Origin of the sequence: Xanthomonas sp. MUS 060, from assembly GCF_000963215.1 — a bacterium.
Lineage (GTDB): Bacteria > Pseudomonadota > Gammaproteobacteria > Xanthomonadales > Xanthomonadaceae > Xanthomonas_A.
The window spans coordinates 1-13,036 of record NZ_JZIM01000019.1 but is presented as its reverse complement, the minus strand read 5'-3'; the positions used below and the strand labels follow the sequence as shown (position 1 = coordinate 13,036).

Genomic DNA, 13,036 nt, shown 5'->3' with positions numbered 1-13,036 from the left:
TTCTACTGGCCGAGCGCAGCAGCGCGGCGACGCCGTAGCGACGCCAACGTGCGCGTGCGCTTACTGCATGATCGTGGCCCCGGTATCGACCTGGATACGGCGCGGCGTACTCGCCGGACGCTTGGGAATCCGCACTTCCAGCACACCATGGTAGCCGCTGGCCGAGATGCCGTCGGGATCGGCACTGTCCGGCAGTGCGAAGCGACGGTGGAAGCTGCCATAGCGGCGCTCGATCCGCGAGAAATGCTCGCTGTCGGCAGACGATTCGCTCTTGCGCTCGCCCTTGATGGAAAGGATGCCCTTGTCCATCGACACCTCGATCTCCGACGGGTCCATGCCTGGCAAATCGGCGTACAGCACAAAGCGCTCCGGCTCCTCCTTGATGTCCACGCGCGGCACCCACTGCGCGGTGACGACGGCCGATTCGTCGGTACCGCCATTAGGATCGAAGAAACGGTCGAATACCTGCTTGATCTCGTTTTGGAATGCGGCCTGGGCCGGCCACTGGCGATAACGGACAATGCTCATCGTGGTCTCCTGAAACGTGAATAAGGCACACCCCAAGGGGGCGGTTAGGGGAGACGGGACAGGCCCGCCGCCCATGCACCTCAGGTAAGTGTGCGTGACGGTTTTTCAAGCCGTTGACACCGCTTTCCCATCTGCATTTCTAGACTCGGTTCATCTTAAGGAGGCTGCCATGACCATACAAACTGGAGAACGCATTCCCGACGCAGTACTACAGCGCATCCACGATGGCGTCGAACAGGTCGATACCCGCACACTCTTCGATGGACGCCGCGTGCTGTTGTTCGCCGTCCTCGGTGCTTTCACTCCAACCTGCTCGGAAAAGCATCTGCCCGGCTATGTGGAGCATTTCGAAGAGTTCCACAAACGCGGCATCGAGGTCTACTGCATGGCGGTCAACGATCCGTTCGTGATGCAGGCCTGGGGCAAGAACCAATTGGTCCCGGACGGGCTGCAGATGCTCTCCGATGGCAACGGTGACTTCAGCAAGGCGCTGGGCCTGGAATTGGACGCCAGCCACTACGGCATGGGCATGCGCGCGCGCCGCTTCGCCTTGTATGCCGAAAACGGCGTGGTGCGCGCGCTGTTCGTCGAGGCACCGGGCGAGTTCAAAGTCTCCGCTGCGGACTACGTGCTGCAGCATCTTCCTGACTGACCCCTTCTGCTAGCGCATAACACGCGCCAGCCAACCCTGCGCGAGCATGCCGTCGCTTCGCAGCGTGTCGACAGCAATTTCAACCTGACTCGACTTGATGGTGTCACCCGCAAACGCCTGGTCACACGCTCCAAACGGCAAGCTTGCCGATCAGCAACAACGCGTCTTTTTCATAGTGTTTAGCGACGACCTGGAAAACAGGTTTGGCTAATCGTGGCGCAGCGGCAGGTAAGCGATCTCGTCGATGATCAGCCGCCGTGGTCCCATCACGTGACGGCCGATGAACTCAGCCAACCGATCCTGACGCTTTGCCGCTGCCATCACCACCAGCATCAGCGTGCTGGTGACAATGCCGCAGCGCAAGTGATCCCTCGTGCAGAAACGACGAAGCCGATGCGTTGCCGCATCGACTTCGTTGCTGGCCAGTGACTGTGCGGCTGCCGTGGAGCAGGCCCAGAACGCTTTCCAGCCCGAGCTTTCCGCGAGCGTGCCGGACTTGCTGCGCGGCAGTGGCTACACGGTCGACGACGCCACTGACGCGGGCGCTTTCTTGAGCGGCGCACGCGCGGCGGCGATCGGACCTACCGACGCATTCAACGACAAGGCCGTGGCGAACGGCTGCGTGCCATCGGCGAGGCGGAACACCGCTACCGCACGGGTCAGGTCCATGGCTTGGTCTTCCAGGCTCTTCGCCGCTGCGGTGGCTTCCTCCACCAGCGCTGCGTTCTGCTGCGTGCTTTCGTCCAACTGGATCACCGTCTTGCTGACCTGCTCGATGCCCGAACTCTGTTCGACGCTGGCCGCAGAAATATCGCCCATGATGTCGGTGACCCGCTTCACCGAGGCCACTACCTCGGCCATGGTGTTGCCGGCGCGCGCGACCAGGGTGGAGCCATGTGCCACTTCCTGCACCGAGTCGGAGATCAGGGTCTTGATCTCCTTGGCCGCGGCCGCCGAACGCTGCGCCAGCGAGCGCACTTCCGAGGCCACCACCGCGAAGCCGCGACCCTGCTCGCCAGCACGCGCCGCTTCCACCGCAGCATTGAGCGCCAGGATATTGGTCTGGAACGCGATGCCATCGATGACCCCGATAATATCGGCGATGCGCGAGGAGGCCGCGCTGATCGAGGCCATCGTGGTGACTACATCCTCGACCACGCGGCCGCCGCTCTGGGCCACTTCGCCGGCGCCCAGCACCAGCTGGTTGGCCTGGCGCGCATTGTCGGCGTTCTGCTTGACCGTGGAGGTCAGCTCTCCCATCGATGCGGCAGTTTCTTCCAGGCTCGCAGCCTGATGCTCGGTGCGCACCGACAGATCGCTATTGCCGCTGGCGATCTCGCCAGCGGCGGTATTGATCGACTCAGCCGAGCGCTGGATGCCGTGTACGATGGTTGTCAGCTGCGCGGCGGTGCGGTTGGCGGCATCGGCCAGCTGACCGAACGCGCCCTCGTAGCGTGCATCCACTCGCTGCGACAGGTCCCCGTCAGCGATAGCGCCCATGATCCGGCCCACATCGGCCAGACCGCTCTCGGCCTGCCGCATCAGCCGGTTCAGCGCTCCCACCATTTCCGCGAACGCGAACTGGTAATGCCCTTCTTCGCCTCGTGCGGAGAAATCGCCCCGCGCGGCCGCATCGGCCAGGCGCGCGATGTCGCCGTTGATCGCCGACAAGTTGGCCTTCACCGCATCCAGTGCCTCGTTCAGCGCGGCGCGCTGGCCAGGTAGGCGGCGCATGTCGCGGCGCAAGTCGCCGCGGCCGTACTCGCCCATGATCGCCATCGCCTCGATGATCGCATCCAAGTGTTCGAACAACGCGGTATTGATGCCCCGCGCCAGCGTGCCGTAGTCACCGGGGAAATCCTCCGGCATCCGGTGGCCGATGTCCTCGCCCTGCTGCAGGTGCACCAGGGTCTGCATCTCGCCGTTGAAGCGCTGCAACTGAGTCTGCATCTGCTGCATGCTGGTCATCAGCTGCCCGGTCTCGTCGCGCGACTCCACCTTGATGGCGTTGTCGAAACGGCCAGAAGCGATGGCCTCGGCGGTGCGCGTGGCCGCGCGTAACGGGGTGACGATGGCGCTGGCGATCAGCCAGCACAGCCCCACCATCAGCACAACCAGCGCAGCACCGATGATCGTGAGGATCTTGGTGAAGCCCAGCGCCTCTAGCTGGATATCTTCGGCGTATACGCCCATCACCAATATCCAGTTCCACTGCGGGTAGAGCTTGGCGTAGCTGATCTTCGGCAATTGCTGCTTCTGGCCAGGTTTGGACGCGCTGTAATAGGTAAAGCCGTTGCCCTGAGCGACCGATGCCCTGATATCGCGGTACACATATTCACCGGCATCGCTCTTATAGCCGCTCATGTCGGTGCCGACCTTGCGCCTTGGATGCATCACGATGCGCATCTGCGGATCGATGATTAAAAATGAGTATGTGCCACCGTTGGTCTTGATATCGGCAAGCGTGTTCTTGGCCGCAGTCTGCGCCTGCGCCTCGGTCATTTCGCCGCGCTTGGCCCTGTCGGCATAGTGCGCGATGACGCTCACGCCCATGTCGACCTCCGTCTTGACAGTCTGCTTGCGCGCTTCCACCAGATCCAGGTACTGCAGACGTGCGGCAGCGACCGCAAGCAGGATCACGCCGATTGCCAGCAGCGTGCATAACACCACGAACTTGCGCGCCATCGACAAATTGGCGATGCGAAGACGCAAGAAACCGACGGGATTCATAGCGGTCCTGATAGCGATGCCAATGTGCATGCAGACTTAATATCGACCGCGAGCGCTTCAAACTTGACTCCCGTGCGACGCCGAAAGCGCAAGTTAACCGTGATCGGGTCTGCAATTACGAACTTCTGCAGCGGCAGAGACGATGAACCGAACGGTATGCCGTCACAATCGATGTCAGGCGACGCCTGTCACGGGTGAGCGACCCTGCATCTGTTGCTTCAGGGCCTCGCCAACCTGATTTTCTGAGCCTGCTCCAGCAGGCTGTTCACTCACACGGCTCGCTCCAGATGGCAAAGTGCGAATGCAACGCGCCACTTGCCGAACGCCTCGGGCAGCATGCGCCAATGGCAGCCGCTATTGAGCAGATACAACATTCCACACAACACCACTTACACGTCCACTCATTGTGGACTTGTCTACCGGCGAGCGCTCTCCAGCAATGCTTGGATGATCGCCAATTGTGCGCGGCTGATGTCGCTCCGATAGCGCTTTCTCATCCACGCATGCTCATCGTTCGCAGGGAAACGTTGAACAGGCTCTCCGCGCTGAAAGCACCGCCGCGAGATATCCCGCGGCGGTCAATGTCGCGAATGCTCAGTGCGGCTTGAGCGAGGCGCGATAACGCAGCAACGCTTCCGGCTCGTCGGTTTGCAGCGCACCCACGCCGGCGCGGTACAGCCGTCCCCAGACAGCATCGGGATCGCGCAACGCATCGGCATCGCCGCCGACGCCGGCCACAAAGCCGTCCCACAAGCTATTGACCAGCAAGCGCACGCGCTGCTGCTTGGCCAGCGCCGCCAGCGGCGTCAATTGCTCGACCGACATGCGCGGCAGCTCAATCGCCACCGGACGCACCTTGCCACCGATCTGGGTGCGCATGGTCTGCAGTAGATCGTCGGTACCAGGTGGATTGAGCAGCACCGGGGTGAAGTTCACCCGATCAAACGGCGGTAGCGAGGCCAGCGGCTGACTATGCACGCCAACCTCGGTCTTGAGCACCACCTCGCGCTCCATGCCAGCGCGTCGCACTGCATCGGCGACCTCGGCATAGATCGGCGCCTTGACGTCGAGATTGAGCATGATCCGGCCTTTGGCTGCAGCCAACATCTGCTCCAGCGTCACCGGATGCTGATCGGTGAGCGCGGCATCGGCACCGCCTTCGTCATCGCGCAAGCGTAACTTCGACAGTTGCGGCCAGGTCATCTCGGCGACCTTGCCGCTCCCGTTGGTGGTCCGATCCACCGTGGCGTCATGGAACATCACCAACGTGCCATCGCCAGCGCGACGGATATCGGTTTCGAGCATGTCCACGCCCACCGTCACGCAACGCTCCAGACCGCTCAGCGAGTTTTCCGGCGCATGGCCGGCGAAGCCGTGCTCGGGCGCGGGGTTATGGCACCCCCGATGGGCGACGACGAAGATACCGCCTTCCGGATTGGCCAGGCGCGCCTGGATCGGCGCGATACCGCCGGCCACGGCCGGAACGGCGGCGGTCAGCAGGGCGGCCAACAGACCGCCACGAAAAACATGAGCTTTCATTGAAACTCTCCGACCAGCATCAGAACGATGGGGTAAAGCGCAGGCCGATCCAGTACGTGGTCGGCATCGAATAGCTGTCCTTCAACAGGTTTTCGCTTGGACCTGTGAAACTGGTGAGGCGGCTGTGGGTGACGTTGCTGACCTGCCCCACCACGCTGAGTTGCTTGCTGACCGCCCACGTCGCCGACAGATCCAACTGCGAGCGCGGCGCCCAGTACAGATCCTGCCAAGGAATGTTGCTGACGATCGAACGCAACGCCTTGCCCTGACGGTTGTAGGCTGCGCGCAATTCCAGGCCGCCGACGGTGTAGAACAGCGAGGCGTTAGCGGTGTAGTCGGGCTGGCCGACCATGTTATCGACCGAGCGCGTGCTCTGCAGGATGTTCGGTGCGGTGCCGGTGTTGAACGGCACATCCATGCCGCCATTGAGCAATGCCAGGTTGGCACTGGCGCCCAGGCCGGACAACGCTGGCACGCCCGGCAACAAGGTGTTCAACACTGCGCTCAGTTCCAGGCCACGCACATGCGCCTTGGACGCGTTGGCCGGCGTGCTGATCAGCACGTTGGAATACGTGGTGCCGTTGAAGTTGAACTGGTCGATGCGCGAGAGAGTGAAGATCTCGTCCTGGATGCGTTTGTCGAACACGGCGGCGGCGAGCATGCCGTCGTAGTCGTCAGGCAGGCTCCATTCCAGCGACAGGTCCAGATTGGTCGAGATGCGCGGTTTGATATTGGGATTACCGATGGTCACCGTCACGCCCTGGGCATTGGGATTGCCCATGTCGTTGCTATTGACGAAGCCGATCGAGGTACGCGCGGCGTAGGCGTCGTAAGGCGGGCGACCGAGCGTGCGGCTGGCGCCGGCACGCAGATCGAGGCGATCACTGAGATGGTAGGTCATGATCGCCGACGGCAACAGGTAGGCGTAGTGCGAATTCGTCGGCGCATCCACATAGACGTACTTGCCGCTGGCCGCATCCAATTCGCGCTCGCGACCGACCGTGGCTTGGTCGGTATGGTCGTAATGCAGGCCCGCTTCCACGTCGAACGCATCGGCGCGATAACTCACCAAGCCGTAGGTTCCGAAGATCTTTTCGCTATGGCTGAAATTATCCTGGTTGCTGAAAGCACTCTGGTCGGTGCTGTTGAACGCACTCAGCGGCGTCGATTTCAAGATACTGTTTGCCTTGACCGGATCGATGGTGATCAAATTCAGGCCAAGGTAGCGCATCGGCGCGTTGGACGGGGCCAGCACGTCGGAAATCTTCAGCGGCGGCGCTGTGCGATTAGGCTGGTATTCGTCGCGGTAGATGTTGAAGCCCGGCTCGTCGCGGGTATAGCTCACACCGGTACCGAAACCGAATCCACGGTCCATCTCACCGCGATTGAAGGCATAGTCCAGACGCCCGGTGAGCACCTTGTCGCGCGCATTGCGCTGGTAGTCAGGACGCCAATACAGCAGGCTGTAGTTGTTGTAGTTGTAGTACGACTGCGGCGCGATCGGGAAGCGCTGATTCAAGCCCGAGGTGTCGTAGTTGAAGCCATACGCCGCATTCGGCACCACCGTCACGCCAGGGCCAGTCTGCCCCGTGGGCACGGCGGCCGGACGCGAAGCGCCGGTGACGTACTTGATCATGCTGATCGGCTCGGCATAGGTCGCATCGGACCAGGAACCGCGCGCAGACAGCACCTGTCGATCATCCGGACGCCACTCGAAACCGGTCTGGCCGAGTTTGGTGCGGGTGGTGGTGATCTGATTGGAGTAACCGACCTCCACGTCACCCACCGGATACGTGCCGGACGTGGCGGTCTGGTTGTACACGTTGTTGCGGTTGCGCGGGTCGATGATGACCTCGTTGCGCTCCATGTTGTCGCGGAAATAGTAATAGCCGGCCAGCGCGTAAGCCTGCAGCGACTCGCTCACATGCGCCTCGAACTTGCCGGTGAGGCCGTAGCGGTCGCGCTTGTCCATCACGTACCAGTATTTGTCCTGCTGCGGCACGGCCCAGCCATTGCCCAGATTGGTGCCGCTTTGCAGTACGCCATTGCTGTCGTAGAACCCGTAATGCACCGTGTCGGTGGTCATGTGGGTTTCGGTGTAGCTGCTCAGTGTCTGATAGTTGCCCGACAACGTCAGGCCGTACTGCCCTTCGCTGCCGAAGGTGCGGCTACCCGTTGCGAGCAGGCGATACCCCGGATCGTCCTGATCGCGCGGCTTGCCCACGTCGTTGGCATGCCCCAGCGAAGCCTCGGCAGTGAAGAACGGCTTGCCGCCGTTTTCGAACGCACTGCGGGTCTTGAGGTTGATCGCACCGCCGGTGGCGTTGGGATCCAGGTCGGGAGTGAAGGTCTTGACGACCTGCAATTCGCTGACCATCGAGGCCGGCAGAATATCCAGGCGCACGCCGCGGGTGATCGAACCAAGCGTTCCATTCGGCGTCCCCGGGGAGGCCACGGTCAGGCCATCGATGGTGACGTTGTTGTAGGACGGACCGAGACCGCGCAGCACCGGCGTGGCGGCTTCGTCGCGCGGATGCTCGTTATCGGTCGCCGGCAACACCGACAAGCCGGGAATACGGCGCAGCGCTTCGACGATGGTGGTATCCGGCAACGCGCGCACGTCGGTGGAACTGACCACGTCGGTGATGTTGGTGGCCTCGCGCTTGCTTTCGATGGCGGCGGCATTGGCCTTGCGCACACCGGTCACCACGACGCTGGACAGGGTCTTGGTTGCGTCGGACTCGGGTGCGGCGGCGGTATTGTCAGCAGCATCGTGGGAGGTGGCCGCATCCGCCGAGGCAGAGCCTGCTGGAGTAACACTGAGCACCTCCGCCGCAAGCGCGGCATGGCAACTGGCCGCGAGCACACAAACGAAGAATACCCGTTGCCGGTGGTGGAGTGATTTCATTGCAAAGCCCCGGAAATTTGAATTTGGTCGAGTAAAACGGGGCATTTAATTCCAAAAATATGACAGTTTGATATCAACCGTCACATACTCAACCGCACGGACCGGTGCCAAGCGCAGGCCAAAGCACGCGATCTACAACGCGATGGGGTCAGTGACTGATCTTCCCGGGTCGCGGCACCGACACCGCCAGGCTCATGCCATCGGGTCGCAGGCGCGCAGCGGCAAGCCCAATGCGATCAACGCAGCACGCAGCGTGGCCGCATCGCGAAACTGCAGCGCCTGCATCCCGATCTTGGTCGCGGCGTGTACATTGCGCGGCGCGTCGTCGATGAACACGGTGCGTGCCGGCTCGATCGCATAGCGTTCGCACAGCAACGCGAAGATCGCCGGATCGGGCTTCACCAGCCGCTCCTCGCCGGACACCAGCACACCCTCGAACCAATCCAGGAACGGATAGTGTTCGCGCGCAATGGGGAAGGTCTCGTGCGACCAATTGGTCAGTGCGTACAAGCGCACATCGCAGCCACGCAGCTCTTCCAGCACCGCCACCGTCTCCTCCAGCGCACCACCCAGCATTTCAGGCCAGCGCGCGTGGTAGGCCGCGATCATCGGCGCATGTGCCGGATGCAGCGCGCTGAGTTCGGCGACCGCCTCGGCCCACGAGCGGCCCGCATCCTGACGCTCGTTCCACTGCGGGCTGCAGATCTCGCGCAGGAAATGCTCCATCTGCGCCTCCTGCGCGAACAGACGCCGATACAGATAGCGCGGGTTCCAATCGATCAGAACACCCCCGAGATCGAACACGACCGTATCGATACCGGACGCAGCGGACGAAACAGATAACGACATAACAGACTCCAAAAACGAATCAGGACACCCACACATCGGCGACGCACGGGCGACGCCAGCGCAGCGGATGCAATCAGTGCAACATGCGCTGCATGTACCACGCGATCAGCCGCGAGCGATCCAGTGCCAGACACACCTGCGCATTGGCCGTGCCGCCAGCGGATCCGGCGGTGGCGGTTGTGCTGCTCACCGGCATCTGCCGCGTATTGCCCTGATCGTCGATGACGATGCGCAGCGGCACGGTCGGACAAAGATCAGGCGCCAGCAACTGCGCCACCGGCACCACGTCGAACAGCGTCGGTGTGGCGCTGGACCAGGGCTGGTCGGTATCGCGCCACTGGTAGTAAAGCTGGGTCAGCGCATCGGTCAACGGCGTGCCATGGGCGAACAACGCGATCCGCTCCGGCTCTTCCAGCGTCACCTGGGTCGCATCCAGCGGAAACATCACGATCGGCACGCCCGCGGCGAATACACGCTGCGCCGCCGCGATATCGGAAACGATGTTGTATTCGGGCACCGGTGGATTGGACGGGCGATAGCGCGATTTACCATAGCCCACGCGCACCGAACCGCCCATCAGCACCACCTGTTTGAGTTGGGCGAAACCCACCGGATCGCGCTGTAGCGCGCGCGCCGCATCGGTCAACGGCCCGAGTACCAGCAAGGTGACCTCGCCGGGATGGCGCCGCGCCTGCGCCAGGATGAACTGCACCGCATCCGCCGCAGCGCGCGGTAGCATGCCCTTGGCCGCCCAACGCGCCTGACTGAAGGCAACCGTGCTGGTGGTGCGCTGCCCGATCGCCAGCGGAATATCGCGGCGGCCAGCCTGCCGCAGGAGACGCTGCAACAGTTGCGCGCGCAAGTCGGTGTCGCCCCAGGCCGAGGCGATGCCGAGCACTTGCAATTCCGGACTGCGCAACAGCAGCGCCAGCGCGAAGGCATCGTCGATGTCGTCGCCGATATCGGTGGACACGACCACTTTCTGCACCGGCGCGGCCATCGCAACCGACACCGCAATGGCACACGCCACCACGCTCAGCAGCACCAGCGCCGCCCATTGTTTCATAACACGCATACGCGTCTGTCCTCAATTAAGAGTGGCTCACAAAACGACGACGTCACACATCAGAAGTTGGCGCGGAACTGTGCGCCGACGATGCGCGGGTCGTTGATGAAGCCGGTGAGGTTATTGAAATCGATCGCACCGGTAGCGCGGATCTGGTTGGTGCAGTTGCGACAGAACACCGAAGCTTCGTAGGCACCACCCTCCCAGCGATATCCGACCTTGATGCCGCCCTCCAATAGCGGCTGACCGACGAACTCGCGCGAGTCATACAGAAAAAAGTTGATCGCACTGCGATAGGACCAGTCGGTGAAGAAAAAAACCTCGGCGTCATCGCCAACCGGGATACCGTAGCGCAAGGTAGCGTTGCCCATCCATTTGGCCGATTGTGGCAGCACGTTGCCGTTGATCAACGCACGCCCGGCAGCATTGAGCGGATCGGTGACGGTGCAGGTGCGGCACACGCCGACCGACAGCGTCGGATCTTCGATGCGTGTCCAGTTGTAAGCTCCGCCCAGAGTCACACGCAGGTTCTGGCCCAACATCGCCTCGCTATCGAACTCGGCACCACGCGCCTTGGAGGTATTGGCGTTGAGCAAGCGGATGTCGTTGGAAGTGCCGCCCACCGCGGTCAATTGCTGTTTTTTTACGTTGAAATCGTAAATATCGAAACTCAAGCGCGCGCGCTTGTCGAACAGATCGGACTTGATACCGACCTCATAGGAATCCACGGTCTCCGGTGCGGCCACGGTCAATGGCGCCGTCGCCGATGGCACGCCGAAACTGGCACCGCGAAAACCACGCGCTGCACGCGCATAGACGTTGACGTTCTCATCAATTTTATAGGTGGCACCGAGGTCGCCGGTGAATTTGGCGTTGTCGGTGCTGCCGCTGGATGGCTGCTGCAGGACGACGCGATCCAGTGCAAGGACGTCGAACCGCTTCCTGTCGTCGGTGTAGCGCAGGCCGACACGCACATCCAGACGCTCGCTGACAGCATCATGCAACGAGCCGAACGCCGCCCACGAGGTATTGCGCTGGCGAGTCAATTGATAGCTGGACAACGAACCGCCGGCAAGCGTGTCGTAGCTGTAGTTCTCCCCTTCCACCGCATCTTGGAAGTAGTACAAGCCAGCTTGCCAATTGAGCGGACCGGCATACTGCGACTCGGCACGCAGCTCCTGGGTGTACTGCTCCAGGCGCTTGATGCCGCCAGCGGTCTCCACCGGAAACGGGATCGTCCCTGGGCCGGATGGCGGCGCGAATACCGCGCCATAGCCGCCGTCGATGTCGCCACGGCTGTAGTACTTGCCGATGCCCTCGTAGCCGGTGATCGCATGCAGCACGAGATCGCCCAAGGTCCAGGTCAGGTTGGCGCTACCGCCGTCGGTCTGCAATTGCTGAGTGTTCTTGCCGTCGATGGAGACCTTGTCCGGGTCGAAACCAGCGATCAGCCGATTGCTGCCCGGTTGGAAAATATTGGCGCGAAACAGCCGCGCAGTGCCGTCGAGATGGCGCGCATGTGCATTGAACAGCGCACTGAATGTTTCGCCCGGCTGAAACAGCAGTTGCAGGCGCACCGCCGAATCCATGTAGCCTTCGAACGAACGGTCATCGACCGTGTTGTCGACCCAGTCGCCACGACGCTGACCCAGCGCCGAGAGGCGCGCCGCCCACCGCTCGCCCAGCGCGACACTCAGACCCGTCTCCATGTTCATCGTGCCGTAGGTGCCATAAGACAGACTGGCATAGCCATCGTTGGCACCGAGGATCGGTTTGACCGAGTTGAACTTCACCACACCCGCAGGCGTGTTGCGGCCGAACAGGGTACCCTGGGGACCGCGCAGCACTTCCAAGCTCTGCAGATCGAAGATCGGAAAGCCCTTCAAGAATGCGTTCTCGGCGACCACGTCGTCGTAGATCAGCGACACTGGCTGCGAGGCATAGATGTTGAAATCGGTATTGCCGTAGCCACGGATGTAAAACCGTGGGAACACGCGGCCATTGGAGGACTCGACATTGAGGCTGGGCGCCTTGCCCGCCAACACGCGCACGTCCGCGCCACTGGTGGCGATCGTATCCAGGTACTCAGGGCGCAACACGCTGGCCGACACCGGCACATCCTTGGCATCCTCGGTCCGCCGCTCGACGGTGACCTTGACCGCATCCAAGCGGGCAACCCCATCGCTGTTGTCCGCCTGCTGCGCGGAAGCAGAGAACGAAAAAGCGGAAACGACAAGTGCGCTGGCGCGCAGCGAACGACTGGCGGACATGGAAACTCCGGAGTGGGGGACGGGAGCGCGTCGCGGAGCTTGGTCGCGCCGCACAACAATTAACACAACGCACAGGTGATGCGCATCTGCCCGCATGCGCATCTGCCTGCTATTGAACAGGATTGCCGCAGCTCCACACGCCCCTGTAGCCACCCTTGTCCCATGCTTGGTCGGTAGACACCTGCGACGGCGCCGCTATGCCGCTGGCAGCGACACCTCACTGAACACAATCGCGCGCCCATGCGCTACTGCGACCTTCGTTGGCCTTGACCGTGTCTGGACGCGGAACAGGTCAAGCTCAGCTGTAAGTTCACCGAACCAGGTCATGACTTGAGCAGTCAACTCCGCGCCCACTACCATGGGTCGGGCCAGGATGCGTATATAGTCCGATTGAGCGCGCCGCGCTGTAAACCGGATGGTGCGAACCACCACAATGGATTGAATAAAGGATCGTCACTATGGGAATGAAGGCCCGCCTCGCAACCGCCCTGGCC

At 62.2% G+C, this 13,036-nt stretch carries 9 protein-coding genes and 1 pseudogene; 1 reads left to right on the top strand and 9 read right to left on the bottom strand.

Annotated features, from left to right (window positions below; translation table 11 throughout):
• Window positions 1-60: 60 nt before the first annotated feature.
• The gene (locus XANALMUS060_RS14175) at window positions 61-528 is read right to left on the bottom strand and encodes an Hsp20/alpha crystallin family protein (RefSeq protein ID WP_045738988.1); all 468 of its coding nucleotides are present in this window, start codon (window positions 526-528) and stop codon (window positions 61-63) included.
• A 169-nt stretch (window positions 529-697) separates the two neighbouring features.
• Between XANALMUS060_RS14175 and XANALMUS060_RS14170 the strand changes: the two genes are divergently transcribed.
• Window positions 698-1,180 (top strand): peroxiredoxin, encoded by a 483-nt coding sequence (locus XANALMUS060_RS14170; RefSeq protein WP_045738987.1) that lies wholly within the window; start codon window positions 698-700, stop codon window positions 1,178-1,180.
• A gap of 207 nt (window positions 1,181-1,387) precedes the next feature.
• On the opposite strand, the gene XANALMUS060_RS20615 is transcribed toward XANALMUS060_RS14170, so the two are convergent.
• The 8 genes and pseudogenes from XANALMUS060_RS20615 to XANALMUS060_RS14135 all read right to left on the bottom strand — a co-directional run bounded on the left by XANALMUS060_RS20615 (window position 1,388) and on the right by XANALMUS060_RS14135 (window position 12,542).
• A complete protein-coding gene (locus tag XANALMUS060_RS20615; RefSeq protein WP_161795427.1) occupies window positions 1,388-1,543 on the bottom strand; it encodes a hypothetical protein in 156 nt (51 codons plus the stop codon).
• Window positions 1,544-1,693: 150 nt separating this feature from the next.
• Complete coding sequence (locus tag XANALMUS060_RS14165; RefSeq protein WP_200894058.1) at window positions 1,694-3,892, bottom strand: methyl-accepting chemotaxis protein; 2,199 nt, start codon at window positions 3,890-3,892, stop codon at window positions 1,694-1,696.
• 286 nt (window positions 3,893-4,178) lie between these two features.
• Window positions 4,179-4,407: pseudogene (locus XANALMUS060_RS22160) on the bottom strand (transposase); the annotation flags it as partial.
• 97 nt (window positions 4,408-4,504) lie between these two features.
• Complete coding sequence (locus tag XANALMUS060_RS14155) at window positions 4,505-5,449, bottom strand: glycerophosphodiester phosphodiesterase family protein (protein ID WP_045738985.1); 945 nt, start codon at window positions 5,447-5,449, stop codon at window positions 4,505-4,507.
• A gap of 19 nt (window positions 5,450-5,468) precedes the next feature.
• A complete protein-coding gene (locus XANALMUS060_RS14150; protein ID WP_045738984.1) occupies window positions 5,469-8,357 on the bottom strand; it encodes a TonB-dependent receptor in 2,889 nt (962 codons plus the stop codon).
• Window positions 8,358-8,549: 192 nt separating this feature from the next.
• Entirely contained in the window at window positions 8,550-9,206 is a 657-nt protein-coding gene (locus tag XANALMUS060_RS14145) for an HAD family phosphatase (RefSeq protein WP_045738983.1), read from the bottom strand.
• 73 nt (window positions 9,207-9,279) lie between these two features.
• Entirely contained in the window at window positions 9,280-10,281 is a 1,002-nt protein-coding gene (locus XANALMUS060_RS14140; RefSeq protein WP_045738982.1) for a nucleoside hydrolase, read from the bottom strand.
• Between the two features lie 50 nt (window positions 10,282-10,331).
• Entirely contained in the window at window positions 10,332-12,542 is a 2,211-nt protein-coding gene (locus XANALMUS060_RS14135; RefSeq protein ID WP_045738981.1) for a TonB-dependent receptor, read from the bottom strand.
• Between the last annotated feature and the right edge of the window lie 494 nt (window positions 12,543-13,036).